This is a genomic window from Brevibacillus sp. HB1.1 (assembly GCF_013332445.1).
Lineage (GTDB): Bacteria > Bacillota > Bacilli > Brevibacillales > Brevibacillaceae > Brevibacillus > Brevibacillus porteri.
In genome coordinates, this window is sequence record NZ_JABMIV010000004.1 from 39,851 (window position 1) to 66,781 (window position 26,931).

At 44.1% G+C, this 26,931-nt stretch carries 29 protein-coding genes and 1 pseudogene; 3 read left to right on the top strand and 27 right to left on the bottom strand.

Features of this window, described 5'->3' with window-relative positions; all coding sequences use genetic code 11:
* Positions 1–121 precede the first annotated feature (121 nt).
* The 5 genes from HPY27_RS12755 to HPY27_RS12775 all read right to left on the bottom strand — a co-directional run bounded on the left by HPY27_RS12755 (position 122) and on the right by HPY27_RS12775 (position 4,047).
* Positions 122–1,303 carry an aspartate aminotransferase family protein gene (locus HPY27_RS12755; RefSeq protein ID WP_017252253.1) on the bottom strand — a complete coding sequence of 394 codons (1,182 nt, stop codon included), beginning with the start codon at positions 1,301–1,303 and terminating at the stop codon, positions 122–124.
* 18 nt (positions 1,304–1,321) lie between these two features.
* A complete protein-coding gene (gene argB / locus HPY27_RS12760; protein WP_017252254.1) occupies positions 1,322–2,119 on the bottom strand; it encodes an acetylglutamate kinase in 798 nt (265 codons plus the stop codon).
* Positions 2,120–2,132: 13 nt separating this feature from the next.
* Positions 2,133–3,173, bottom strand: coding sequence for an N-acetyl-gamma-glutamyl-phosphate reductase (gene argC, locus HPY27_RS12765; RefSeq protein WP_174225157.1), 1,041 nt, complete (start codon positions 3,171–3,173; stop codon positions 2,133–2,135).
* A 136-nt stretch (positions 3,174–3,309) separates the two neighbouring features.
* A complete protein-coding gene (locus HPY27_RS12770) occupies positions 3,310–3,699 on the bottom strand; it encodes a c-type cytochrome (RefSeq protein ID WP_026043384.1) in 390 nt (129 codons plus the stop codon).
* Positions 3,700–3,777: 78 nt separating this feature from the next.
* Positions 3,778–4,047, bottom strand: a complete 270-nt coding sequence (locus HPY27_RS12775) for a YciI family protein (protein ID WP_017252257.1) — start codon at positions 4,045–4,047, stop codon at positions 3,778–3,780.
* 143 nt (positions 4,048–4,190) lie between these two features.
* Between HPY27_RS12775 and HPY27_RS12780 the strand changes: the two genes are divergently transcribed.
* Entirely contained in the window at positions 4,191–5,627 is a 1,437-nt protein-coding gene (locus HPY27_RS12780; protein WP_174225158.1) for a PAS domain-containing sensor histidine kinase, read from the top strand.
* On the opposite strand, the gene prfB is transcribed toward HPY27_RS12780, so the two are convergent.
* From prfB to hpf, 4 genes are all read right to left on the bottom strand, one after another.
* A protein-coding gene (prfB, locus tag HPY27_RS12785; RefSeq protein ID WP_106835133.1) for a peptide chain release factor 2 occupies positions 5,617–6,730 on the bottom strand; the annotation gives its coding sequence in 2 pieces (ribosomal slippage) (positions 5,617–6,648 and positions 6,650–6,730; 1,113 coding nt in all). The genes HPY27_RS12780 and prfB overlap by 11 nt on opposite strands.
* A 114-nt stretch (positions 6,731–6,844) precedes the next feature.
* Positions 6,845–7,306 (bottom strand): hypothetical protein, encoded by a 462-nt coding sequence (locus tag HPY27_RS12790; protein ID WP_174225159.1) that lies wholly within the window; start codon positions 7,304–7,306, stop codon positions 6,845–6,847.
* 247 nt (positions 7,307–7,553) lie between these two features.
* The gene (gene secA, locus HPY27_RS12795; RefSeq protein WP_174225160.1) at positions 7,554–10,073 is read right to left on the bottom strand and encodes a preprotein translocase subunit SecA; all 2,520 of its coding nucleotides are present in this window, start codon (positions 10,071–10,073) and stop codon (positions 7,554–7,556) included.
* Between the two features lie 199 nt (positions 10,074–10,272).
* Positions 10,273–10,836 carry a ribosome hibernation-promoting factor, HPF/YfiA family gene (gene hpf / locus HPY27_RS12800; RefSeq protein WP_017252261.1) on the bottom strand — a complete coding sequence of 188 codons (564 nt, stop codon included), beginning with the start codon at positions 10,834–10,836 and terminating at the stop codon, positions 10,273–10,275.
* Between the two features lie 209 nt (positions 10,837–11,045).
* Here hpf and HPY27_RS12805 point away from each other — a divergent pair, with 209 nt between their 5' ends.
* A complete protein-coding gene (locus tag HPY27_RS12805; protein ID WP_174225161.1) occupies positions 11,046–12,098 on the top strand; it encodes an HD-GYP domain-containing protein in 1,053 nt (350 codons plus the stop codon).
* A gap of 65 nt (positions 12,099–12,163) precedes the next feature.
* Here the strand turns inward: HPY27_RS12805 and HPY27_RS12810 are convergent.
* The 5 genes and pseudogenes from HPY27_RS12810 to HPY27_RS12830 all read right to left on the bottom strand — a co-directional run.
* Positions 12,164–12,298: pseudogene (locus tag HPY27_RS12810) on the bottom strand (cold shock domain-containing protein); the annotation flags it as partial.
* Positions 12,294–12,968, bottom strand: a complete 675-nt coding sequence (locus HPY27_RS12815) for an amino acid ABC transporter permease (protein WP_026043386.1) — start codon at positions 12,966–12,968, stop codon at positions 12,294–12,296. The gene HPY27_RS12815 and the pseudogene HPY27_RS12810, both read right to left, overlap by 5 nt.
* A gap of 88 nt (positions 12,969–13,056) precedes the next feature.
* Entirely contained in the window at positions 13,057–13,851 is a 795-nt protein-coding gene (locus tag HPY27_RS12820) for a basic amino acid ABC transporter substrate-binding protein (protein ID WP_174225162.1), read from the bottom strand.
* A 289-nt stretch (positions 13,852–14,140) separates the two neighbouring features.
* The gene (locus tag HPY27_RS12825) at positions 14,141–14,923 is read right to left on the bottom strand and encodes an OmpA/MotB family protein (protein WP_173623366.1); all 783 of its coding nucleotides are present in this window, start codon (positions 14,921–14,923) and stop codon (positions 14,141–14,143) included.
* On the bottom strand, positions 14,916–15,725 hold the full coding sequence (locus HPY27_RS12830) for a motility protein A (protein ID WP_173623365.1): 810 nt from the start codon (positions 15,723–15,725) through the stop codon (positions 14,916–14,918). The genes HPY27_RS12825 and HPY27_RS12830 overlap by 8 nt, the downstream gene beginning before the upstream one ends.
* Positions 15,726–15,882: 157 nt before the next feature.
* On the opposite strand from HPY27_RS12830, the gene HPY27_RS12835 reads away from it, so the two are divergent.
* Positions 15,883–16,059 (top strand): putative motility protein, encoded by a 177-nt coding sequence (locus HPY27_RS12835; protein WP_173623364.1) that lies wholly within the window; start codon positions 15,883–15,885, stop codon positions 16,057–16,059.
* Between the two features lie 36 nt (positions 16,060–16,095).
* On the opposite strand, the gene fliT is transcribed toward HPY27_RS12835, so the two are convergent.
* Genes fliT through neuB form a run of 13 tightly spaced genes read right to left on the bottom strand, consistent with a single transcriptional unit; the run spans position 16,096 to position 26,924 of the window.
* A complete protein-coding gene (gene fliT, locus HPY27_RS12840; protein WP_174225163.1) occupies positions 16,096–16,455 on the bottom strand; it encodes a flagellar protein FliT in 360 nt (119 codons plus the stop codon).
* Positions 16,456–16,466: 11 nt separating this feature from the next.
* On the bottom strand, positions 16,467–16,844 hold the full coding sequence (fliS, locus tag HPY27_RS12845) for a flagellar export chaperone FliS (RefSeq protein ID WP_174225164.1): 378 nt from the start codon (positions 16,842–16,844) through the stop codon (positions 16,467–16,469).
* A 15-nt stretch (positions 16,845–16,859) separates the two neighbouring features.
* Positions 16,860–18,368: a flagellar filament capping protein FliD gene (gene fliD / locus HPY27_RS12850; protein ID WP_174225165.1), complete on the bottom strand. Its 1,509-nt coding sequence runs from the start codon at positions 18,366–18,368 to the stop codon at positions 16,860–16,862.
* A 12-nt stretch (positions 18,369–18,380) separates the two neighbouring features.
* The gene (gene flaG, locus HPY27_RS12855) at positions 18,381–18,716 is read right to left on the bottom strand and encodes a flagellar protein FlaG (RefSeq protein ID WP_007718168.1); all 336 of its coding nucleotides are present in this window, start codon (positions 18,714–18,716) and stop codon (positions 18,381–18,383) included.
* Positions 18,717–18,776: 60 nt separating this feature from the next.
* Complete coding sequence (locus HPY27_RS12860; RefSeq protein WP_174225166.1) at positions 18,777–19,763, bottom strand: Gfo/Idh/MocA family protein; 987 nt, start codon at positions 19,761–19,763, stop codon at positions 18,777–18,779.
* Positions 19,764–19,774: 11 nt separating this feature from the next.
* Positions 19,775–20,797 (bottom strand): Gfo/Idh/MocA family protein, encoded by a 1,023-nt coding sequence (locus tag HPY27_RS12865; RefSeq protein WP_174225167.1) that lies wholly within the window; start codon positions 20,795–20,797, stop codon positions 19,775–19,777.
* A complete protein-coding gene (locus HPY27_RS12870) occupies positions 20,797–21,678 on the bottom strand; it encodes an SGNH/GDSL hydrolase family protein (RefSeq protein WP_174225168.1) in 882 nt (293 codons plus the stop codon). Before HPY27_RS12870 ends, HPY27_RS12865 begins: the two co-directional genes overlap by 1 nt.
* A 39-nt stretch (positions 21,679–21,717) precedes the next feature.
* The gene (locus tag HPY27_RS12875; RefSeq protein WP_174225169.1) at positions 21,718–22,545 is read right to left on the bottom strand and encodes an SDR family oxidoreductase; all 828 of its coding nucleotides are present in this window, start codon (positions 22,543–22,545) and stop codon (positions 21,718–21,720) included.
* Positions 22,526–23,245, bottom strand: coding sequence for an acylneuraminate cytidylyltransferase family protein (locus HPY27_RS12880; protein WP_174225170.1), 720 nt, complete (start codon positions 23,243–23,245; stop codon positions 22,526–22,528). Before HPY27_RS12880 ends, HPY27_RS12875 begins: the two co-directional genes overlap by 20 nt.
* On the bottom strand, positions 23,242–24,153 hold the full coding sequence (locus HPY27_RS12885; protein ID WP_174225171.1) for a Gfo/Idh/MocA family protein: 912 nt from the start codon (positions 24,151–24,153) through the stop codon (positions 23,242–23,244). Before HPY27_RS12885 ends, HPY27_RS12880 begins: the two co-directional genes overlap by 4 nt.
* Positions 24,150–25,199: a nucleotidyltransferase family protein gene (locus HPY27_RS12890; protein ID WP_174225316.1), complete on the bottom strand. Its 1,050-nt coding sequence runs from the start codon at positions 25,197–25,199 to the stop codon at positions 24,150–24,152. The genes HPY27_RS12885 and HPY27_RS12890 overlap by 4 nt, the downstream gene beginning before the upstream one ends.
* Before the next feature lie 13 nt (positions 25,200–25,212).
* On the bottom strand, positions 25,213–25,845 hold the full coding sequence (locus HPY27_RS12895) for an acetyltransferase (RefSeq protein WP_174225172.1): 633 nt from the start codon (positions 25,843–25,845) through the stop codon (positions 25,213–25,215).
* Positions 25,842–26,924: an N-acetylneuraminate synthase gene (gene neuB / locus HPY27_RS12900; RefSeq protein WP_174225173.1), complete on the bottom strand. Its 1,083-nt coding sequence runs from the start codon at positions 26,922–26,924 to the stop codon at positions 25,842–25,844. The genes HPY27_RS12895 and neuB overlap by 4 nt, the downstream gene beginning before the upstream one ends.
* Positions 26,925–26,931: the final 7 nt, after the last annotated feature.

The following is a 26,931-nucleotide window of genomic DNA, read 5'->3' on the forward strand; positions in this document are numbered from 1 at the left end:
ACCGGCCTGATCGCTCTTACCGAAAATTTATGCAACCTTTTGTATTAATATACATTTGAGATTATAAAAATGCAACGAGTTTTTTGACCACTTCCACTCGTTGCATTCTTTGCTTTTTCATCTAAACCTGAAACAGTGCCTCGCTTAATACGTCAATGGCCTGCTTTACTTCATCATCGGTCGTTACAAACGAAGGCAAGAGTCTCACTACTTGTGGACCAGCCATCAGCAGAATGACTCCTTTTTCCCGTGCATACGCGACCAGCTCACCAGCAGGAATCGTTAGCTCCACACCGAGAAGCAATCCTTTTCCCCGAACCGTAACCACTTTGTCTGGATGCTCTGCCTTGAGCTTCTCCAGCTCTTTGATCAATTCATCATGGATATGGGCTACCCGCTCCAAAATCTGCTCTTCTTCCATCGTCGTAAGCGTCGCGATTCCAGCAGTTGCTGCCAATGGATTCCCGCCAAAAGTTGTACCATGCGTACCTGGAGCAAACGCTTCTGCTACTTCCTTAGTCGCGACGACAGCTCCAATCGGGAACCCACTTCCCAAGCCTTTTGCCAATGAAATCGCATCTGGCTTCACGCCATATTGCTGGAAGGCAAACCATGTACCCGTGCGACCAATCCCAGTCTGTATCTCATCGATTAACAGGAGCAATCCGTGCGCATCGCACAATTCACGCAGCGCCTTCACCCAGGCCTCTTCTGCTGGATGTACGCCACCTTCTCCCTGGACCAGCTCCAGCATAATCGCGCATGTCTTGTCTGTAATAGCTGACTTGACTGCATCGAGGTCGTTGTAAGGAACGGTGACAAATCCTTGCGGCAATGGTGCGAATCCGTCCTTCACCTTTTCCTGTCCAGTAGCCGTCAGGGTAGCCAATGTCCGTCCATGAAAAGACTGTTCAAAGCTGATGATTTCGTAACGGTCGGTCCCTTTTATTTTTTGTGCATAGCGGCGGGCGAGCTTGATCAAGCCTTCATTCGCCTCCGCCCCACTGTTGCAGAAAAAAGCCTGATCCAGTCCAGACAGACGGCTCAGTTTTTCCGCCAAAATCTCTTGCTGAGGAACATGCACCAGATTCGAGCAGTGCCACAACGTATCGAGCTGTTCGTGCAGCTTTGCCGTTACTTTTGGCGGGACATGCCCTAGTGAGGTCACGGCAATTCCTGAGGTAAAATCGAGATATTGCTTGCCTTGATCATCCCACACCTGGTTTCCTTGCCCTTTTACCAAACTGATTGGCCATCTCGCATAGTTATTCATGAGATGCACAGGCGCTGTAGTTGTATGCATATTCATTTTCCTCCTCACCTAAGCGTAATTGACATTCATACGTACGGTTGTCCCAACTCCCTGCCCCGCACAAACACCGAGCAGATCATCAGCGGTTCCCCGGCAGATGACTACCTGCTCCACGCCCTGTCCGAGAGCGTCAAGAGCTGCCTGAACCTTCGGAATCATTCCACCAGTAATAATCTCTGCCTGAATCATTTCCTGTATCTCTTCTGCACTTGTAGCTGGCACTACTGCTTTGGTTCCGTCTGGCTGAGGCTGCATGATGCCCGGAACGTCTGTCACCATGATCAGTTTTTCGGCGCTGAGTGCTGCTGCAATCGCTCCTGCGGCTACATCAGCATTGACATTAAATGTCTCTGTGCCATCTTCACTAACGGAAAGGGGAGCAATCACTGGGACATAGCCCTGCCCAAGAATCGCTTTCGGAATGGTCGTATCAGCCTTCTTGATTTCTCCTACCCACCCGAGTGGCTTTGGCGTTTTTGTTGCCAAAAGAGTCTGACCATCGATGCCACTAACTCCCCACGCCTTGGCTCCTGCCTGCGTCAGCCTTTTTACCAGCGCCTTATTGATACTGCCGCACAAGACCATCTCTACAACACGCAGCGTGTCCTCGCAGGTAACACGAAGCCCATCGACAAATTGCGGAGTGATCTGAACTCGATCAAGCATACTGTTAATAGCAGGTCCGCCCCCGTGGACGATGACGATCTCTTGTCCTTGCGCCTGCAGTCCAGCAATCGCCTGAAAGAAAGAGTCAGGTAGCTGATCCATGGTGCTTCCGCCACATTTGATCACGACAATTCCTTGCATCTGCTCTCCTCCTCTACGGGTATACTGGTACGAGCGGCAAGCCCGTTTTCTCAGGCAAATCAAACATGACATTCATGTTTTGCACAGCTTGACCAGCCGCGCCCTTCATCATGTTATCGATGACCGACAGCAAGATAACACGCTTCGTGCGCTGATCAACATGGATGGCGATATCGCAGTAATTGGAGCCATAAACTTCTTTTGTATGTGGATGACTGCCTGCAGGACGTACACGCACAAAAGGCTTATCCGCATAAGTAGCTTCATATAGCTCCTGGATTTGCGCTTGAGTGACATCAGTGGTTAGTTGTCCGTAAGCCGTGACTAAAATCCCTCGGGTCATCGGCACCAGATGCGGCGTAAATTGAACAAGCGTCTCTTCCCCGCTTTGTTTATGCAGCTCCTGTTCAATCTCTGGTGTATGCTGATGACTCGCCACTTTATAAGCATGGATGCTTTCATTACTCTCGCTGTAATGAACACCGAGCGATACTCCACGTCCAGCGCCGGACACACCTGATTTGGCATCGACGATCCAACTGTTAGGCTGTACCCAGCCTGTCTTTACCAGCGGAAGCAGGGCGAGGAGCGTAGCAGTGGGATAGCAGCCTGGATTTGCTATGAGACTGGCACCCGCCACTTGCTCTTGATTCCACTCGGTTAAACCGTAAACCGCCGCTTCTACCCATTGGGAAGGGGCAGGCTCATGTTTGTACCACTTTTGGTAGACCGCACCGTTTTCCAGACGAAAATCCCCGGATAAATCAATGACCTTTACGCCTTTTTCGACCAGCTTCGGAGACAGCCCGCTACTTACTCCCGCAGGCGTAGCGAGGAAGATCAAATCGTTCACACCGCTCATGCTGTCTGCATCAATCGGTGACAACGTCGGCAATCCGAGCCCAGCTGCATGTGGAAACGATTTTTCCAAGCTTTCTCCTTCTGATGAACTTGAATATAAATTTGCGATCTCAACATGCGGATGCCCAGCCAAAAGACGGATCAACTCCGCGCCACCATATCCCGTTGCTCCAACAATCCCGACCCGAACCATGCTCTCTCCCCTTTATCTCATTCCGTATTTTTATACATGAATAATAATAAAAATCCATTTGGAATACAACAAAAAAACTTTTTTACGTCCAAAGAAAAAAGCGCCCGATTGCTCGAGCGCTGGTTTGTTGCCCTGTTTACTTTTTGTCCGCTAACCATGCAGCGATGTTTTCTGCATCTTTTCCTTTGACGAGACCCGGAGGCATTGATCCTTTTCCTTTTTCCAAAATGCCCAGGATCTGCTCCTTGTTCAACTGACTACCGATCTTTTGCAAGTTCGGTCCAACTGCCCCTTCCAGCGTCTGTCCGTGGCAGCCTGCACAGGTATTTTTGAACATGGTTTCTGCAGTTGCTGCATCATAGCTGCCAGATGGCGTCGTCGAAGGTGTTTCTGTTGCTGGTTTTTCGGCTGCCGGCGTTTCTGTCGCTGGTTGTTGTGCTGGCGGCTGTGTTTGCTTACTGGTACCACAGGCACTTAGCGAGAATGCGAGTACAGCCGCTGTCAAAACGAGTGGAATACGTTTCAAGGCTGTTCCCTCCTTTATTCGGATTTCTTCGCTAAGTATGCCTCCGACTACCACTTCTCATTCTTGCCAGAGCCACATTTAGGACAAAGGAAACTCTAACGGGCTCCATTCACGTAACTCCAACGTCCGTGCGCCTTCCACGACAACTGGATCAGCCTCAGCCAATTTGCGAGCTTCTTCCAGAGAATCCGCTTTGTAAATAACCAATCCGCCAAGCTTATCTGTGAAGGGTCCTGCCATGATCACTTTTCCCTGCTTGTACAAATCATTGATATACGTAAGATGCGCAGGTCTTACTTGAGCATTCAGCTCTTGATTCACGATTGGCAAAAATGCGGCATACAACATGGACGGTTTCTCTCCTTTTTCATGACCTTGTTCTTTCATGAATTATAACATAATTATGAATACGGACTTTGGTCTGGTAGGATTTTTCCTTTCTACAGCGAACGATTCAAAGGTAGCAAGTAGCAACAGAGAGGCGGATAGGTATGGGCACGCAGATACAGTTATATACATCTCTCTTCCACAACAATCCTGACGCTGTTTTCATGTTCGACATGCAGGGAAGATTCACAGGAGTAAACGCTGCTGGTGAAGCATTGGTAGGATACACCTCTCAAGAATTGCTGCGCATGCAAATTTGGGAAATTCTCGCTTCTACAGAAGGTCTCGACAGTAAGGAACAACAACAAATCCTCTCTGCAAGAATCCGAAAAAATAAGCATTATCAGTTGCTCCATAAAAACGGGCAGGTTGTGGATATTATCGCTTCCAGCTTTCCCATTTTTCAAAACGGCGAAATCATTAGTCGCTATTCCATTGCCAAAAACATCACGCAGCAAAAGAAAGTGGAAGAGGCTCTTCACCAGATGCAAGAGAACTTTCGGTTAATATCCGAAAACATTATGGATTTGATTTTTATTGTAAATGTGGATGGAATTATTACCTACGCTTCCCCTTCTGTTCAAGCGGTTACTGGTCTCACGATTGGTCAAGTGATCAATCAGCATTTTTCGATCTTGATTCATCCTAAGCAAGTAACCAACGCCAAAAGCGATTTTGCTCAAATGATGAAGCAGAAGATTACACTCGATGCCGAGTACCATTACCTGCACCCTAACGGAAGAATGTTGCTGTTCGATGTGAAAGGAACACCTGACATTTGTTCGAACGGTCATATTCTCAGCACGGTTTTTGTGGCACGTGATATTACAGAACGTCGACAATCAGAGGAATTGCTTCGTTACTCTGACAAGCTGTCAGTTCTAGGTGAGCTTGCCGCGGGAATTGCCCATGAAATTCGCAATCCACTTACGGCCTTGAAAGGGTTTATTCAACTCATGGAAGGGGACGAGTTCGCCAATCAGCAATACTTGCAAATTATGCGATCCGAAATCGACCGGATCACTTCGATTACCAGTGAGCTTTTGATAATGGCGAAGCCCCAAGCCTTGCGATTTGCTCCCAACGGCCTTTTGCCATTGCTTTCGTCTGTCATTAAGCTTTTGGAACCACAAGCACTTCTTAAAAATGTATCTATTCTTACTGATTTTCCGCAAGTGACTTCCCTCATTTTGTGTGAGGAATATCAAATCAAGCAAGTCTTCATAAATATCATAAAAAACGGCATGGAAGCCATGCCGTTAGGTGGAAATCTCACAATCAAGGTTGTAGAGCGCTCTTCCGATGTTGTCATCCGAATCAGCGATCAAGGACAAGGTATCCCTGCCGAGCTACTTCCCCGATTAGGAGAGCTTTTTTATAGTACAAAAGAAGCAGGAACCGGCCTAGGGTTAATGGTAAGCTCAAAAATTATTCGCGATCACGGCGGTACAATCAACATCGTCAGTGATGTCGGCAAAGGAACCACCGTATCGATTTCCATACCAAAAGCCTTGAAGCCTTCTGTTTCGTTTAACGATTAATCTGCGCGCGTAGATAAGCATCGATAAACGAATCAATCTCACCATCCATGACTGCTTGAACGTTTCCTGTCTCCATATTCGTCCGGTGGTCTTTTACCAGACTGTATGGGTGGAAGACATAGGAACGAATTTGGCTGCCCCATGCAATATCTTTTTGTTCACCTTGAATCGCGGCCAACGTTTTCTCTTGTTCTTCCCGTTTTTTCTCGAACAGTCGTGCCGTCAGCATCTTCATCGCACGCTCCCGGTTTTTAATCTGGGAGCGTTCTGTTTGACACGTCACCACAATTCCAGAAGGCAAGTGAGTAATCCGTACAGCGGAGTCAGTCGTGTTGATATGCTGACCACCTGCACCGCTGGAACGATACGTATCGATTTTCAGGTCTTCTGTACGTATGTCTACCGCATTATCGTCTTCGATCTCCGGCAGGACGTTGCAAGACACAAACGATGTGTGACGACGTCCAGACGCATCAAATGGAGATATCCGCACAAGACGATGAACCCCTTTTTCTGATTTGAGGTAGCCATACGCATTATAACCCTTAATGAGGAGAGTAACACTTTTTACACCGGCTTCATCACCAGGCAAATAGTCCAATGTTTCCACCTTGAAGCCCTTGGCATCCCCCCAACGTGTATACATGCGCAGAAGCATGGACGCCCAATCCTGGGACTCTGTCCCACCCGCTCCCGGATGCAGCTCCAGAATGGCGTTGTTCTTGTCGTATTCATCACTCAAAAGCAATTCCAGCTCAAAGCTCTCAAATGACTTCCGCAGCTCCTGTGTACTGTCATACAGATCTTGAATGAGGGACGCATCCCCTTCTTCGATGACGAGCTCCAGCATTACCTGGAGATCCTCGTACTGGGAATCCAGCTTGGCCATCGTCTCTACGAGGCTTTTGATGGCATTTAGTTCACTGATTGTCTTCTGCGCTGCATCATTGTCATCCCAAAAATCGGGTGCCAGCATGCGCTCTTCTAGTTCACCGATTCGTTCCTGTTTTACTGGGAGGTCAAAGAGACCCCCTGATATCCGCTAATCGCTTAGCCATGCTAGACATCTCTTGTTTGATGTCCGCAATATCGATTAATGCCATGTTGCGAATCACCTTCTCTTTACGTAAGCTATGTTTTATTGTAACGTAATTTGCCAGATGCGCAAATACGGCAGCATGTCACGTTTAGAAAAGGGACTTCGCCGCTACCCTTTGTCACGTTGCCACCGGTGGTGATGGCGAGGATCTCAGGTCTCGGATTTCATGTGGTTGTTTATTTTCCGTCTGTGGTACTGCAACCAGATGGAGATGCGTACGCCGAGCTTCGCTTGCTTTCAGCTGATAAGCTTGCTTGATAAAGGCTTGTCTCTTCCAGTTGTGTGTTTTTCGATATTTTTTGGCTAGCGAACTTTCACGCGTTCGATCCACCATTCCATTCGGCGGTGCGATCAAGGCCTCATTCCAATTCGGCTCCGGAATTTCCTCTATCAGTCGCTTGTCCTCAAAGACTGGGTCTTGCGCGGAGATGACTCTCGGTAATTCGATCCCCTCTTCCTTTTCAATCAGCTGTACTTTTTTATTTTCTTTTCCTGTCTTTAGCACTGCTTTTAAAGTAACAGAAATGCGCTCCATAATATTCTTCGTTTGTATCCCCATCACGTTCACTGACGTTCTCATTTGTTCATTCCCCCGTCTTCGTGAATTTTTGGTAAAAGTGTTGTACTTACGATTCTATTTATTTTTCAGATAATTACCACTTGAATCGTTCGATCACATTTACCAGTGTTAGACAAATAGATCGTTAATATCAGACGAGGAAGAATAGATGAGGACGAATACTGTCAAGGCATTAGGAATGGGCAAGAAAAAAACATTCCCCTCGCACCGAATTTGCCGATACGAGAAGAATGTTTTGTCATATTCCTTAGTGTTTCTTATTTTGGCGTTTGCGTTCTTGCTCCTGAGCGCGACGCTGTGCACGGTTTTTCGGATCAGCATCACCGGAGGTCTCTGGATCTGGACGATCAGATGGTCCGGAAGTTTGCAAGTTGTCCGGGTCGATTCCTTGACCGCGAATGACATCCTGACGCTCCAGGTTTTGACTGACTTCGGCCTTCATGATATACATAGCGACTTCTTCCTGAACAGCAGCCAGCATACCTTGATACATTTCGTATCCTTCGAACTGGTACTCACGAAGCGGGTCGTTTTGTGCGTAGGCGCGCAGGTGAATACCTTGACGCAACTGATCCATCGCATCGATGTGATCCATCCACTTGCTGTCGACAGCACGCAGAATAACGACTTTCTCAAACTCGCGAATCGATTCGCCGATTTCTTCTTCACGCTGTTTGTACTGCTTATCGACTTCTGCTTTCAACAGCTCGAGAATTTCTTCTGTTTCCATGCCTTTCAGCATTTTAGCTGAAATCGTTTCTTCATGGAGGAACCCATTATTGGCAGCATCGGCCAATGCTTGCAGATCCCAATCCTCTGGTACCTCTTCTTTTGGACAATGCAGAGACACTGCACGCTCCATTACTGCGTAGATCATATTCAAAGCAACATCGCTGAGGTCTTCCTGCTCCAGGATGTCTTTACGCTGTTTGTAGACAACCAGACGCTGTTGATTCATCACGTCGTCGTACTGGAGAACGCCTTTACGTGCATCGAAGTTCGATCCCTCTACACGCTTCTGCGCAGATTCCACCGCACGAGTAACCAGGCGGCTCTCGATCGGCATATCCTCTTCCATACCTAGACGATCCATCATATTCATAATATTGTCCGCACCGAAACGACGCATCAGCTCATCTTGCATCGAGAGGAAGAACTGGGATGAACCCGGGTCCCCCTGACGACCAGCACGACCACGCAGCTGATTGTCAATCCGACGGCTCTCGTGACGTTCTGTACCGATAATATGAAGACCGCCCTGCTCCGCAACACCTTCGCCCAGCTGAATGTCCGTACCGCGACCCGCCATGTTTGTCGCAATGGTAACCGCTCCATACACACCTGCACGCGCAACGATTTCCGCCTCGCGCTCATGCTGCTTCGCGTTCAGTACGTTATGCGGTACGCCTTTTTGCTTCAGCATTTGGGACAAGCGCTCCGAGTTTTCGATGGAGATGGTACCTACCAGGATCGGTTGGCCCTTTTTGTGACGCTCGACAATGTCGTTTACAACCGCACGATATTTGGCTGCCTCTGTTTTGAAAACAAGGTCTGGTGAATCGATACGCTGCACAGGCTTGTTCGTTGGAATCACCACGACGTCGAGACCATAAATCTTTTTGAACTCCTCTTCTTCCGTCTTCGCTGTACCTGTCATACCAGCCAGCTTCTGGTACATACGGAAGTAGTTTTGCAAGGTAATGGTCGCCAGTGTCATGCTCTCGCTTTGAACACGCAGACCTTCTTTGGCTTCAATCGCTTGATGCAAGCCATCGCTGTAACGACGTCCAACCATCAGACGGCCGGTGAACTCGTCAACGATCACAACTTCGCCTTCCTGCACTACGTAATCAACATCGCGCTTGAACAGCACTTGTGCCTTCAACGCCGCCGTAATGTGGTGGTTCAACGTGATATGTGCCGTATCGTACAGGTTGTCGATGTTGAATGCCTGTTCGACTTTGCTCACGCCTTCATCTGAGAGGTTGACGATTTTCAGCTTCTCATCGATTGTGAAATCTTTTTCTTCTTCCAAGCGTTTCACAAAATGCGAGCAGATGTAGTACAGCTCTGTCGATTTGTTAGCAGAACCGGAGATGATCAACGGCGTACGTGCTTCGTCAATCAAAATGCTGTCCACCTCGTCGATGATAGCGAAGAAGAGTGGACGTTGCACCATTTGTTCCTTGTACAGAACCATATTGTCACGTAGGTAATCGAAGCCAAACTCGTTATTCGTACCATACGTAATGTCACACGCGTATGCTTCGCGTTTTTCTTCAGGGCTCAGTCCATTCTTGTTCAAACCGACTGTCAGTCCAAGGAAGTTATACAGCCTACCCATGATAGTCGAGTCACGCTCAGCCAAGTATTCGTTCACGGTAACGACGTGGACGCCTTTGTCCATCAAAGCATTCAGGTATGTCGCCAGTGTCGCAACCAGCGTTTTACCTTCACCCGTCTTCATCTCGGAGATACGGCCTTCCTGAAGCACCATACCACCAATCATCTGGACGTCGAAGTGACGCATGCCCAGTACACGGATCGATGCTTCACGTACAACGGCAAACGCTTCATTCAAAATTTTGTCTAGTTCTTCTCCATTTGCCAATCGCGCCTTAAACTCAGCTGTCTTCTCACGCAATTGGTCATCCGAGAGTGCCTTAATCGTTGGTTCCAGCGCGTTGATACTTTCTACGCGCTTAAACATTTTCTTTACTTCACGTTCATTGCTGTCACCGAATATCTTTTTAACGAGTCCTAACATAAGGACACCCCTTCCATATACTGCCAAACGAAAATGCACAAGCCGGCATGAGTCCAGATAATAAAAAAGGATACCGATTCTACGAAAATAATACTTTCTAAAAAGATATTTTATCAAATAGAGCATCCTCTACACAAGTAAAGGGAGTTGCTAATAGCAACTCCCTAGTCTTATACGAATGAGAATGTGTAAAGTTTCGTTATTTTGGTTCAATCAATCCGTAACGCCCATCATTGCGGCGATACACCACACTGACGTCATTGGTGTCACTGTTTTGGAAAACGAAGAAGCTGTGTCCCAGCATATCCATCTGCATGACCGCTTCCTGTGCATCCATCGGCTTCAGATCGAAGCGTTTGGTTCGAACGATATCGATGTCTATATCCATATCATCCTCATCCACATCCGGGATCATGACTGCTACTGGTTGACTCTCACGCTGTGCGATTCTTCCTGTCGAATCAACTCGAAGCTTCCGCATCAGCTTCGTTTTGTGTTTGCGAATCTGACGTTCCAGCTTTTCTACTACCAGATCGATAGCAGCATACATATCTTCGTGCGTTTCCTCCGCTCGGATAATGACCCCACTCAGTGGAATAGTTACCTCGATCGTGCCTTCTCCGCGATGTACATGCATGGTGACTTGTACTTCTGTAGGCTGTGGAGTTTCAAAATATTTTTCCAGACGGCCGACTTTCTTTTCGACATATTCTCTAAGGGCAGCGGTGACTTGAATGTTTTCTCCACGAATGTTAAATTTCATGGTTCCAACCTCCTTCCGTCTATACATACTTATTCGCCGCCTCTGTAAATAATCCTTCTACTCAGCTTAAAAAAATCTTTGCAAATCTTTTACAAACCATCAATATCCGACATTTTTTTACCAATACTTACTAGATTCCCTATGCTATAATAGTTGAGGTAGTCATCCCATCCTATATCGCGGTCGTACATCGCACTGGAGGAATCCTCATGGCCGAGGTAAAACCTTCCCATTCACTTATCGGAACAACGCTCGCTCAAGACGTCTACAATGAGTACGGCCTGCTTTTATTACCCGCTGGTGCAACCCTTCATCTAACTGATATACGACTGCTAGAGGCTCACCAGGTGGAAGCCGTACACGTTACTACTGACTCGGAAGCACCCGAAATGCCTTTTCCTCTCCTTCATTGGAGTGAGGCAGAGGCTGCAAAGGCCTATATGGTGGCCGCACAAAAAACCGAGTATTTATTTAACCAGCTCGCAAATGGGGATACCCCCCGACTGCAACAATTTAGCGACGCTGTTCATCCTATGCTCGATCAAGTTCTTCATCACATGAGATTTCTGCGCTTCATTTATTTGAATGAAGGAACAGAAAGTTATACGTATCGCCACTCCCTGCATGTAGGTATCGTGGCAGCTTTAATCGGAAAAATCATAGGATTGCCGCAACGTGATGTTCATTTTTTGGGCCTGGCAGGTCTTCTTCATGACATCGGCAAGATGAAAATTCCCGATGAGCTGCTGTCCAAGCCAGAGCGTTTGACAGACGAAGAGTATACGATTATGAAAAAGCATACCGTTTATGGCTACGAGCTCCTGCGCACCATGGACGATGCCGACAACTTGCTGGCACAATGCGCTCTGATGCACCACGAACGTTGGGATGGAAGTGGATATCCCCTCGGACGAAAAAAAGATGGCATCCCTTTTGAATGCCAAATCATCAGTGTCGCAGACGTATTTGATGCCATATGCACAGATCGCGTGTATCGGAAGGGAACCTCTCCCTTTGAAGCAGCGAATGTTCTGTGGGAGTTAGCTTGTTCAGGCCAATTAAATCCGATGATTGTGTCTCGTTTTATCCATTACATTATCTTACTTTACATTGGTTCCCATGCGCTTTTGAGCAATGGCGACCACGTCGAAATCATTATGATTCATACTGATGAGCCTATGCGCCCTCTCGTTCGAAGAGGTAATGATTTTATAGACCTGAGACTGCAGCGTTCCCTACGCATTCAAAGAATGATCAGTTAAACACGTGGAAAAAACGAATCCCCCTGTCCTATCAAGGAACCAGGGGGATTTTGCTATTGTTTCGTTTATATCTTCACGACGTTCGCCGCTTGTGGACCGCGGTCCCCTTCCACAAGGTCGAATTCTACGGCCTGTCCCTCATCTAACGAACGAAACCCATCCGACTGAATCGCCGAAAAATGGACGAATACGTCATCACCGTGTGGAATATTTTTTCTCTAGTCCTCTCACGACTACACGGGACAAGAACAACGTAAGGACCAGGTAAACCGCCGCCTCTGTTAAATACGGGGGGTAGCGCTCAAATGTACTTTTCGCCACGTTCATGGCTGCGTAGTTTAATTCCGGTGTCGCGATTACTGCCAGAAGGGATGAATCTTTCAAAAGAGCAATAAACTCATTTCCGATTGCGGGCAGCATTCGTGTAAACGCTTGTGGAAGTATAATTTGGCGCATGGCAAGGCCCTTGTTCATGCCAAGTGATCGTGCCGCTTCCATTTGCCCCGGATCAATGGATTGGATGCCAGCCCGAAAGATTTCCGCCATATAGGCAGCCGCATTGAGCGAAAGCGCCACGAAGCCTGAATAAATCGCTTCCGGGCTGCTCGCTCCCGGATACAGAATACCCCAAATCGACGGAATCACCGCAAAATGAATCAGCAAAATTTGGACCAGCATCGGGGTTCCCCGAAACAGCTCTACGTAAATTGAACAGGTCCACCGTATCATTCGCTTGGAGGACATTTTCCCCAAGCTGATAAACAACCCCAAAAACGTTCCACAAACCGTAGCCACTGCGGTCAGTAAAATTGTATTAATAATGCCGCGGATAAACAGTTCACGATAGTCGTAGATGACACTCCAGTCCAATGGCTAATCCTCCCTTCTTCATGTCAGCAAGCCCTGTTGCGAACAAACGCCGGCTACGTCGTAGGGACGCACCCGGCCATTTTGCTGCCTACTTATTGCCAAAGTACTGGGTGTAAATTTCCTGCAGCTTTCCATTTTCTTTTATCTTTTTCAATCCGTCGTTGATTTTGTTCATCGCATCGGTATTGCCCTTTTTCACGATAATTCCGTAAAATTCCTTTTCAAAGGAATCATCTTTAATCAGCTTAAACTTCTTATCTTTAACTTTATTCACGTAGTAGGACAAAACGCCATTGTCGCCAATCACTGCATCTACTCGACCATTAAAGAAGTCATCGACGGAGGATGGCATGTCGTCATAGCCTTTCAAGCCTTCGTACGTATCTCCAAACGCTTTTTTGACCACTTCTTCACCCGTAGTTGCAGCTTGGACCCCGATCTTCTTGCCTTTCAAATCTGCCAGTTTCGTCACTGGAGAATCTTCCGCTACCAGAATGAGTTGGTTTGCTTCAAAGTATGAGTCCGAAAAATCGTATTTCTCCTTGCGTTTCTCCGTGATCGTGATGGACGAGATTCCAATATCAACCGTCCCTTTGTCCAGTCCATCAAAAAGCGGGTCCCACCCGGTGTTTTTCCACTCGATCTTGAATCCGCCAGCTTCCGCGATCGCGTTCATCACATCGATGTCATGCCCACTAATCTTGTCAGCCTCAAGCATTTGGAACGGTGGATATGCCGCATCTGTACCGACTACGTACACCTTGCCACCACTCGCTCCGCTACTGCCAGACGTTTGCTGACCACCCGATCCACAGCCTGCGAGGAGTACCCCCACACCGACGACCAACGCGAGCGATTTGAACCAATTTGTCCCGATACGCATTTCGAAATCCCCCTTGTGTCTCTCTATCTGCCCATTTTGTCCCCAGCAATGTCCACATGGAAATCACGGTTTTTTTGCGTTCTCCACAGAGTTATCCACATTATCCACATGACCTTGTGCACAAGCTGGGTATAACTATTTTCCTGTATATTCTGCCACTTTAGTACGAAAGTAAGGGGAACGAACGGGGAGAATAAGTAGGTATAGCAGCAAAAAAACAGGATTCATATATACGGGATATAGTTCTATCCTGCATATAAAAATCCTGCTTTTATCTGAAAATAATGAATTATTCTTTTTCTGCCAAAATCACGACCTCTACCCGGCGATTCTTCGCACGGTTCTCCGCGTTGGAGTTGTCCACAAGCGGTTTGTATTCACCCAAGCCTGCCACTGTAAAGCGAGACGCTGGTAAGGAGTGAGCATCCACCATTTCACGCATGACAGAGATCGCGCGCGCCGAGGATAGCTCCCAGTTGGATTGGTAGGAACTGCGCGATATCGGTACATCATCTGTATAGCCCTCGATTCGCACCTTGTGCTCGAAACGCTTCAACACCCCTGCTACTGTCCCGACGACTTGCTTTCCTTGGGCCCGTAGCTCTGCCGAACCACTCGTAAACAAGATCGTTTCCGGCAAACGGATACGCAGGCCTTCTTCGGTCTCCTCGTAGTCAAGATTCAGCTCAGCCAAAGCGGAGGATAGCTGGTTGCGCACCGTCTCCATATCGCGCTCACTCGAGTCAGACATGCCCATTGGCGGCTTTGGCACGTTTACGGTGTCTTCGGAGCCTTCTTCTTTTTCGCCTTTGAGCTCCTTCTGGCGAGCCTCCAATTTGTAGACCTCTCGCTGCAACTCCAGCTTTTGCAGGTTGAGCAGGTCGAGACTCTCATGCACCTGCTCCAAGCTCGCTTTTTCCTTTTGGACCTCTTCTTTTTGTGTCTGAATGCTCTTCGTCTGCGTCGCCGCGATAATAATCACGATCACGAACAACAGCGTAATCAGGTCACTGTAGCTAAGCAGCCAGCTTTTCTCTAGCTCTTTTTCGTCGTATAACCGTTCGTCATGCATAGCGGTCCTGCCTTTCAATCGTGCCCTTCATGCTGCCTGCTTCTTTAATGAGCACCAGCTTTTGGTCACCTGGCAAGAATGAGTTCAGCTTTTCAAACAACAAGCGTGGTGTCTCCATGCGCTGCAGACCAATACACCCTTCGATAAAAAGACGCTTTTCAAACATTTCCCGGTCGTACAGATCCATCAGACGGTAGTAGCATGGCAACGCGAACAGATTCGCCAAGAGCGCGCCATACAACGTCGCTACGACCGCTGCGCTCAGACTGTGTCCGGTCAAGGCCATGTCTTCGAGCGACTTCAGTACACCCGTCATCCCCAGAAGCGTACCAACCAGCCCCATACCAGGTGCCAACAAGCTAATGAGGCGGAAGAACCCTGCTGACTGTTGGTAGCGATACTGCTCTCCCTTGAGCTCGTTCTCCAGGATCAGGCGTAGCTCTTCTTCGGGAACACCCTCGATCGCCAGCAGACTGCCGCGTTGGACAAAGATATCGGTTTCTTGCTGGAGCTCCTTTTCGAGCGCGATATAGCCCTGCTCCTTCTGGACGAGCGCGTAGTAGTAGAAGCGCTTGATCGTTTCTTCGACGTTGCTTTGTCGGCCGTGGATGAGGAGATGCCAGATTTTTTTCAAGTCGAGATGCTTGCGTTTCACTGCATAGGACATGACTACGGAGAGCGCGACTAGCTCAATGGCGGTTACGTTGAGGAGGTCCGATAAGGTTCCGTTTAGGTAGACCGCGTGTATGAAGATGAGGAGGACGGCTCCGATTAAGACGAGTGAGCGGCGTTTTGTGGACAAAAGTGATTCACCTTCCTAGTTTTTCAACAAGATGTTCTTAAAGTATAGCAGATGGTGGAAAAAAGATGAGAGAATAGAGTCATGGTTATAGTGAAGCTTGGTATAGAAAATGTCGATAATGATAAAGAAAGTAATTCTAACAAAGAGGTGATCATCAGTGAATGCCGTACAATTAAAGCAAGCTGTTACTATTAGTTTGACGAAGCAAGTGCAGGAGACTGCGCAAGCGCAGGCTTCCATCATGTTGGAGGGTTTGGCTAAGACGCAGCAAAATGTTCAAGCGGCTCAGGCAAGTCACCCATCTCTTGGAAAAACGATCGATATTCGTGCATAAGTTGTGAAAAGAAAACGGCCGGTTCCCCGGCCGTTTTTACTTTTTGCGGTCGAAAAAGGCACCATAGCCGTTTGGACCTGCTTCGTTGTACGTATTCATTGCGAGCTTACTGCGTTGAACATTGTTTAGTTGCTGCTGAACGCCCTGCTTTCTTCCGTCGATCAGAGGAGCAAGGCGTTTGTTAGTCTCGTAAATTTGCTCAAGCTGTTGCTTTTGAGTTGATGATAGAGATTCACTGTTTAACTCGTACTGCTGAATTTGTGAAATCACATCTTCTCGCTCATCTAATAAGGACAACCATTCATCGGGTTCAGAATCCTTTACACCTACTACTTGTTCTAAGCGTAATGTTGTTTCTAATAGGCTACCAAGAAGAACATCAACTGTTTTTTCCATGTCCTAATACCCTACCCTTGTCTTTTCGCCAATAGCATGGCTTCTTTCCAAGTGTCACGGAATTGAACAAAAAGTTCTTCTACTTCCAGAAGAATGCGTACATCTTTACGCATATTAGCCTCAATTGTACGTTGAAGCATATATTCATAGAGTTTGGAGAATTCCTTGGATATACCATAATCGCTGTTTAAGGTAGACATCAACTCGTAAAGGATATTCTGTACTTTCAAAGAGGCTTCATGGGCTTTTATTACGTCTTTTTCCTCTAGAGCTGCCTTTGCCTGTTTAATGAACTTGAGTGCCCCGTTGTACAGCATCAGTGTCAAATCAGCAGGGGTAGCGGTAGTTACCTGATTGGACTGGTATGTCTGTGCAGCATTCTGTAACATCTGCATCTCTCCCTGTTATTTCTGTCCTAACATTTGCGCAAACCAAGAGCCTTGGGATTGAGCTTTCGACATTGCTTTTTCCATAGCACTGAATTGTTTCCAGTAACGGTCTTCAATCATTTTAAGACGATCTTCCCAACGATCAATATCATCATCAGTCTGCTTAATTTTCTTGCTTAAATTGCTATCATCTGCAATTGTTCCTACTGCTCCTGCTTCCTTTGTAATCTTGTCTATGACCTGATTTAATTGATTATATAAACGCTCCGCTACTCCACTTTCATTATACTTTGTCGAAGCATTGCTACTACTACTATAGTTTGTAAACAGCTTCAGTACATCATCACCATTATTACGGATAGATTCACGAAGCTTCGTTTCATCAATATACAGCTTTCCGTTTTCGAGATAGGCATTTTTACCACTTGGAGCGCCACCAATCCCAATCTCAGAAAGTGTATCAAATGCTGGATTAGTACCCGCAACCTGCAATGGTGTGCTGATCGCACGTCGTAGTTCATTCAATCCGCTCGTAAGAATAGGATCCCTCAAAAGAACACCACTTTTTGCCATGTTCTCCAATTTTTCAGCCGTTTTTTCAGGCAGAGCTTCCTTTTCTTCTTCTAATAAAGGCTGATAGCTCTTGTATTTGGGTTCAGCTATCTTCTTATTAATTGTCTCAAGAACTGCGTTATACTTGTCGACAAAGTCTTTTACCATATTAAAAACAGCATCTTCGTCAGTCTTAGTACTAACTACTACGGGTGCGCCAACATTAGCTTGTTTTAAGGTAAGGTCGATGCCGTCAAATGAAAAAGAGTTTGTTGCCGATGTATATTCTACGCCATTAATCTTAAATTTTGCAGGAGTTCCAACGGTACCGGCAGTAGAGGTAGTAGAACCTATGTTTAGGTTATTTGAATTCGAAGTATCTACTTTAAACTGTTTGCCATCCTCTGATGTCAGTACAAGCTTATTATTAAAATAACTTGCTTTGACTCCGGCTTTTGCATTATTGATATTTTGGATAATGCTATCCAAAGAGTCATTCGCTCCTGAAACAGTTATAGGTACACCAACCGTGTCATTTGAATCAATTGTGCCGTCACCGTTCGAATCCTTACTAATTGTGATAGTAAAATCCGATCCACCAATTGGAATTTTGGGATCTGTCACCGCTAGGTTGAACTCAGCTTTTGGAGGTGTACCTGCTTTAGCCAAGCTCTCTACCTCTATAGAATATGAAGATAGACTAGGTTTACCTGCTACCTTAGCAGATGCAATTGTGTCATTCTCGGAGGAAGCAATCTTTTTATTAAAACTCCCTGACATCCTTAGACTTTTCATTGAATTCTGCAAGTCTGCCAGAATCGTATTCATATCTCGGTAAGCATCGCGCTTCCATTCCACACTATACTTGCTTCTTTGTAAACGATTGACTGGTTCACGTTGGGCTTTCATCAAATCTTTGATCATATTTTCAGTGTTCAATCCTGATGCCATACCACTAATTCTAATTCCCATGAGTGTAGCCTCCTATCTCTTTTCGTCAACAAGCAATCCGATCATTTCATGCATTTTCGCTACCATATCCATCATTTTTTTTGAAGGGATCTCACGTATCACCTCGTTTGTCTGGTCATTAATAACCTGAACATAATACTCATTGAGATCCTCATGAAGGGTAAACTTAATGTGGGAACTACTTGATTGCAACCACTTGTTTATGCCAGATATTTCATGTTCTAAATCACGTTTGCTCTGCTGCGAATGCTCTATAGGCGCTGGCTTTTCTTGCGACTGGTTGTTATTCTGAACTAACTCAGTGTACGGTTTCGCTTTTCCGAAGTTATTTAATGAACCGACTTCCATTACAATCCTCCTTAAGAAATATTTTCTTAAGATAGTTATCGGTTTTTTTTACTAAAACTTTTAGATTATACATTCCTCTGTTGATGGGCTAAGTGACTCTACTAATTGCATCGTTCGAACAGCATCTTGAATGGACATACTTCCCTCATATACTGCACTTTGACTCTGTGTTACTACATTGTTAATAAAATACAAGATTTGATTTGCAAAACCAGGTTTAGCATTAACATCTGCTGCTTCAGGAAGTAACCGGTAAGGCTCCTTATTTCTTAGAAAAACATGGGCTTCTTCCAAATTAGTGAACTGTATTTTTCCATCTGGGATGTATAATTCGTAATTCCAATTTCCAAGGGCATGCCAGTATGCCTGAAATGTAACTGGTATATTTGATTCTGAAACAATAAGAGCAGCATATCGATGATTAAAAGGTTCTACATCCTGTGAATTATGAAACGCATTCACCGTTTTGGGATCACCACAGTAATAGCGAATCAAGTCAATACAATGGATGCTATTTCCTGTAAATAACATCTCTAGCTTTTCGGGGGGATAATTATTTTCTCGAAGCGATCGATACCTCTCAAATACATCCATGCGCATTCCGAGCAGACCGCCAGCTTCCTCAATGACATTTTTTGCCTGACTAACTACACTGTAAAATCGACGGTTAAAACCTACCATTATGCTTGTACCGTGCTGCTTGGACAATACCTCTAAAGATTTCGTTTGTTCTGCTGTTAAACCGGGTGGCTTTTCAATCAGTAAAGGAACTTGATATGGGATCAATGCTGACGTGACATCATAAATTTGGCTAGCAGATACTGCTATAATCACTCCATCTAATTTCTCATTTTCAAGCATGTCGATAATAGTAGTATACGTCCTTGGTATCTTTAGTTCATGCTTCGCTCTCTCGTTACTTTCTCTGGTACGATTTACGGCCGCACTTACTCGTATATTCGAGTCATTATTTTCATTTAGCCAATTAATGGCTGATATATAGAAAGGAGCGATTGTACCAGTTCCAACTATCCCCAGAGATATCATGAGAACCTCCCTTAAGTAAACGAAAACATTTTGTTTGAGTATTCTTTATCAGTAAGAGGAAGCTCAATCATTTTATTTCCCGTTTCGTGGGAGAAATGTATTCCAATAACCACCTCTAATGCCTCAACAGCATGTAGCGGATTAGCAGGAAGCTCGTCCCTTAGTAAGCTCATTACTAGATCACGACTTAAGGTAATAATATCAAGCTCAAGATTACATTCTTCCATTAATTTTAATGGAGTTCCATACCTAGTCACTGATAACTCTTGATCTTGCTTTTCTCTCGCTTCAATCGTGTATAACCGTTTTAATTCATTAATAATAATTCGCCCGTATTTACCATTTATTATAAGTAACGGGGGAATTCCCAAATCATCAGTCATTTCAAAGAACATGCGTGTTCCTGAACTAAGATGGAAGATCGCATAACCGCCAGGATCTTTAAATTGTGCTCCTCGTGGATTGGGTATGTTTTCATCATTTAGGAAGCCGCATACTTGTACCACTTTCTGATCTAATAAAAAGCTCACCAGATCAATAAAATGAGTACCATTGCATCCCAATTGACCGCCGCCCATTGAAAACATCACGCTTTCTACTGGACCAATAACTTCGTTTCTTATTTTATCCCGTAACGCAATATAATCTTTGGACCATCTTCTCCCATGATTTACTGCAAGCATCATCCCCTCTGCCTCAGATTTGTTTACCATATCTTTAGCCTGGGATATTGATATTGCAATTGGTTTTTCACAAATGACTTTCTTCACACCATACTTCCTTGCATCTAAAAAAAGAGGATAATGGCTTGGCCCATTAGTGGCTATGATTAAAATGTCAACCCGCTCATTTTGCAGCATGTCCAAATGATTAGAATATATGGATACCTCTTGTTTTAGCTGAAAATCTTCAATTTTCTTAACTGCGTCTGCTCTCACATCAGCTACAGCTATTCTAATTTCTTCCATGTTTTGAACAGCATTTACATATCTTTGTCCCATCGGCCCTAGCCCAATAATCCCGATCGTTTTCATCAATTAATTTGCTCCTTAATCATGTCCACAAGTTGAGGTAAAAGCGAATGCTTAATTTTATTTTCTCTCACAAATTTGATATACTCAGTTGTCTTTCTCAAGTCTTGCATCTGAAATGAAAGGTATATAAGATTATAAAGGTTGTCTCCATAATATGGGTAATACCCAAAAGATCGAGTAAAATGCTTATAACTTGTATCTATCTCTGTTTCAAAGGCGTTACAACCTGCTATATTCTCATAGAATGCTTTGATTATATCGAGTAAAAAAGTGCTGACCAACAAATTACCTTGCTTGTTCAAATGATGGTCATCTGGCAGTAGGTAAACATGGGGATCGCTTGGTTCAATATGTGACTCCATATCTATAAAGAATACTTGGCTATGGTTTTCGCCGGTTTTTAAAATATCATTGTACAACGATATTTGTGTTAATGTTCCGGGATAACGTTGTTCCATCTTCAAGGAAGTTTTACAGATCCCTATTACAATTAGTTTCGTTTGAGGGCGCAATTCTACTAATGAGATAATTTTCCTGTAGTATTGCTCAAAATCTTCAATTTCAACTATTTGCTTTCCACCCAGTTCCTCTCTAAACCAGCAATCAACAATACCTACTTGCATAACAATGACATCTGGTTGAAAGAAAAAAAGGTGGTCACCAAATTGTTCACAAATATTTTTTATAGTAGAGAATCGTTGAGCACGATTGGTGACAGAAAAATTCATTTCAGTAAATTGAGATCGTAATTCTTGCTCTAATAAAAACCCGTAAGTCTCATTAAAATGAACCGCTAATTCTTTATCTTGAATCGGATCAAAATTATTAATTCTATGAGGACGTGGTAGTGCAAGGGAATCGCCAAGAATAAGGATATTCATATGAATTCACCAGTCTTTTCAGTTTTCTATCCGATAGTTTTACCAGACCGATAAACCACCGTCTATTACGAATTGTTGTCCAGTTACATAACTAGATGCATCAGATGCCAAGTAAATCACTGCTCCAACAATTTCTTCTGGCCTTCCCATTCTTCCCATGGGTACGCGATTTGAATATTTTGTAATAAACGTTTCATTCTGCCCACTTTGAATTCCCCCAGGAATAAGGGTATTAACTCTAATTCCATGAGAAGCCCAATAACTGGATAAATACTTTGTCAAACCAACTACAGAGGCTTTTGATGCAGAATAAACAGCTGGGGTATTGATCTGTTTGCCCAAATAATAAGACCCTTCATAAATCCTATTATCTGGAGCAACAATCCCATAAATTGAAGCAGTTTGAATAATTGAACCGCCTTTTCCTTGAAGAACCATTTGTTTTCCTATCGATTGCGCTACTAAAAACATACCATCAATGTTCACTGCCATGATTTCTCGCCATTGATCTAATGTGTATTCTTCAAACGGGGCAAAGAAAGCATCGAGATCACTTGATTTACTCGCGGCATTATTATGGAGAATATGAATTTCGCCAAAAGTCCTAACCGTCTTCTCAACCATCTCTTTAACTGATTCTGTCGAAGAAACATCACATTGAACACCCAAGCATTTAACTCCGTAGACATCGGTAAGCTCCTCGGCAAACGCAATTGCACCATTCTCATGTAAATCCACAACAACAACATTTGCGCCGAATTCCGCTAAACCTTGACAAATTCTCTTACCTAGAATTCCAAGTCCACCTGTTACAACCGCAGTTTTCCCCTGTAAATCAAACAAATTCTTAAACAAATAAGGCTTCATAACTATCCCTCTTTTGGCTCATTAAGAATTCAACAAATTTGAAATCTATCTCTGAATCAATATCAATAGAGCGATCCTCTGGCATTTCATACAGTAATGTATCATCATTAAATACAGTATGTTTTTCAAAGAAAGCATTGCGGGTCCATACATATATAGAAGCATTCATGTCAAAACATTTTGGAGAGTCCTGCCTTCTCACAATAGGTTTTTCAAGCTTTTTAGATAGGTATACATAACCTTCTGAATTCAATTCTACTAAATTGAAGTAAGGAGATCTTCTTGCGGGAGCTGCGGTAATAAGATTAGATCCTTTCTTCTTTTCAAATAATTCTACTGCCGAATTTAAATCCTTAACATCTCGTAACGGTGATGTTGCATCTAAATCAACAATAATGTCAAAAGATACTCCCAATCTAGCCTCTGCTTCTTTTACGCAATGCTGAATTGCAGGCAGTTTTGCAGATTCATCAGTGGCCATTTCAGTCGGTCGTTCGATTAAGACGTCAGCTCCATATGTTCTTGCAGCTTCTAAAATATCTTTTGAATCACTACTTACAGCCACACAGTCAAATAAACCCGATAATTTCGCTTGTCTGATACTAAATGCTATAAGAGGATGACCCAGTAAAAGGCGTACGTTTTTATTTTTTACCCCTTTCGATCCTCCTCTAGCACAAATTGTACATATTCTTTTCATTTTCTAATCCACCTTTGCTCCATGTTGGCCTCTTCGACAGCTTTGATCATACCCATTACTTCACTTGCTTCACTTAGACTACATAAGTCCTGCATATTCCCATTCAAAACTGCAGTATGCTGTTCGATATATGTAAAATCTCGTGATACTTCGAATGTCTCTTTTTCATCGTTAACTACTATTTCATTATTAATCATATCTAATTTAATCGTATTTTTTTCTGTATTCACTATTACAAATCGTTTTGCAAGCCTATCCATATAATTTATATTGATTGTGACCACAGGACATTTCTTTGTCTGCAATAAGATAGAGAATATATCATCACTATTAATTTCTAAACTACTGAACTGTCCTCCTAGGGCTGTTAACCTCTCCCATCCACCGACGAGCCAATTTACGTAATCAAGTTCGTGGCTTAAATCTCTTAGAACGCCACCCCCATCTTCCTTCCTGGAAGAGTAGGCGGTCCTATAGTCGATTTGTGGTCTCCATTGAGGTAGATATTGACCAGTATAAACGTGAAACGATAATATTTTTTCATTCTCTAAATAACTCTTTAGTTTTTTTATTCCTGGGTGAAAACGAAGATTATACCCTACAAAAAGATTTTGAAAATCATTAGGGGGAACTTCATTTTCTTGATCAAATAGTGGTTTTTCGACTAAAACTGTCCCCTTGAACCCATTTCTGCTTAATTCAAGTAAAGTTTTATAGTGTTCAGAAGTACGATTGGCAACAATTACATAATCAGGCTCTTCTATTTGTAGTGCTTCCGTGAGTGAAAAATAGTGACAATCCCATTCGATAATACGGCTACTCACAACTGCAACTTTGCACCCGAGTTTATCAAGTAATCTAGCGTGTCTCATCCCGATAGATCCAAACCCAATGACAATCGCTTTCAACTGAATACCTCCATGTATTCTTTGTTGGCCTTTTCGTAGTCAGTCATACGTCCAATATCTAACCAGTATTCTCGAATAGGGAATGCAATTGTATTTTTCTCTTCCTGCATTAGTTCTTCAAACAGACTTGGCATGTCTAAATACTGATTATGCTTGATGTAGTCTAGAACATTAGGGTCGAGTACATATATCCCAGCATTAACAAAAAAACGTTGCATCGGTTTCTCCTCAATGCTCGTTAATCGTTGTTTATCGAGTCTAACTACACCATAGGGGATTTGATGATCATACTCTCGCACACACATCGTTGCATAGGCTCGATAAGTCTTGTGAAAATCTAGCAACTGTTCAAAATGCACTTTTGTAAGCAAATCTCCGTTCATAACAATAAATGGATGCTTGGGTCGTTCAGGTATCAAACTTAAAGCTCCAGCAGTACCAAGAGTCTCTTGTTCATGTAAATATCGTATTGTCACACCCCAACGGTCACCGTTACCAAAATACCCTTGAATCATCTCCGCTTTATATTTAACTGAGATGTAAAACTTATGAAAGCCTTGGTCAATAAAACTTTGTAAAATTGTTTCAAGTATTGGTTTATTGCCCACTTTCAGCAATGGCTTCGGGCAATCGTATGTTAATGGATGAAGTCGTGTCCCCAACCCACCTGCCATAAGGACGATCCAATTATCCTTTTTCTTTGGGCGAAGTAACTCATCTAAAATTTCCACATGTATAATTCGACCGTCTTCATCCACAATAGGAATCTGGTGAATTTGCTTAATTCTCATTAGAGCCAGTATGTTTTCACGATTATCATAAGGTGATGCAACAGTAGGATAAGGGTTCATAACCGTTGAGATTTCCTCTTGAAGATCTCTACCTTTTAAAAGGCCCCTCCGAATATCACCATCTGTAACAGTTCCTAGCAACCGATCCTTATTGTCTACTACAAGTGCAATTTGCCTAGCGTTTTTATCAATAATTTCCAACGTGTTGATGATAGGAGTTTGAGGCGATACCAAAAGGTCTCTCCAGTTCAACAGTCCTCACACCTTTCTAGCTGCTCGTTGTAATAACCTTTGCAGGAACTCCCGCCACCTTTACTCTGTCTGGAATGTTTTTAATTACAACAGCACCAGCACCAACCAGGCTCTCTTTCCCTACTAGGATACCCTGTATCACTACGGAACCAGTTCCCAAATGCGTCCCTTCTTGAACTTCTACCCCTCCGGACAAAATAACCCCGGGTGCTATATGAACGTGCTTCCCTATCTTACTATCGTGGTCTACAGAAGCCCGCGTATTGATTATAGAATTACTTCCGATATAACAATCTGCTTGAATAATAACACCAGCCATTATCTGTACGCCCTCATCAATTACAACACTTGGTGAAATAATAGCGCTTGGATGAATGACACTAGTAAATTTGTATCCTTTTTCTTTATAAAGATCATACAAATGCTTTCTTCTCGTATTGTCACCTGTTGATCCTAATCCGTTTACAAGTACAATATTTTCAGCTAAATAATGTTCAATCTTCGAATCATTTCCTAAACATGGAACCCCATAAATGTCCCCATGATCAATGAAATCTGTATAACCGATTACTTCTCTAGCCTGTGATAACAAAATCTCAATAAGAACTTTAGCGTGTCCTCCGCCTCCAATAACAATTATCCCTCTCATAATTGGATCGCTTCATCCGCCTGATAGTCCTTATCTGCCTGCTTCCCAATTATATCCCAGTAGTACATTGGAGAAATTCCTGTCGCTGGGCGTTTCGAAGTTAAATTGTTAGGGGTAAAGGTCTCCCCTTTACGAATACTGCACGCTGCGACCAAACTCTTGCGGGCAATATGTTTATTTTTTTGTTCAGATTGCGTCATCTTCTTAATTTTCGTTCCTAATGCTTCCTCCACTTGACGAATCGATTCTATCATTTGCTTTAATTCATCTGGTTCGATAGAAGCCTTGTGGTCTGGCCCAGGTAAATTCTTGTCCAAAGTAAAATGTTTCTCAATGACTTTTGCTCCCCGAGCAACTGCAGCAATGGGAATAGAAATACCCTCAGTGTGATCGGAAAAACCCACAGGAAGACCAAATGCCTCGAACATAGTGTCCATCGCTCTTAAGTTTACGTCGGTTAGAGGAGCAGGGTATTCTGTTGTACAATGCAATAGTGTTACTTTATTTTGGAGAGCCTGCTGTCCCTCCATACTTGTATATGCCTCCTCGAATGCTTGAAAAGAAGGAGCACTGCCCGACTGGACGTATCCAAAAGCCAAGACACCAAGTGCTTCTTCTATCTCTCCAAGCAGAGACATTCCCGTGGAAAGAATCACCGGCAGCCCAGATTGCGCTGCTTTTAGTAAGAGTGGTGCATTCGTAATTTCACCAGACGACATTTTAAGCTTATCAACCCTGATGTGTTGTGTAAGTAAATCTACACTATCTAGATCAAATGGTGTAGACAAGAATTCTATATTTAATTCCTTACAATAGCCCAACAGCTCTTCATGCATTTCCAAAGTTAATTCTAGTTTTTGTACCATTTCCAGTTGGGTCTCTTGCGAATTTGTTGTCTTCTTTTGATAATCGGCTTTTTCGGCATGATTGGTGATAATATTTTTTGCTTTAAATGTCTGAAACTTAACTGCATCAGCTCCAGCTTCAGCAGCTCGAAAAACCAGTTCCTTTGCCATCGATATGGAGCCATTATGATTAACTCCTGCTTCAGCGATAATGTATGTTCTATTACTATTCACAAAGATC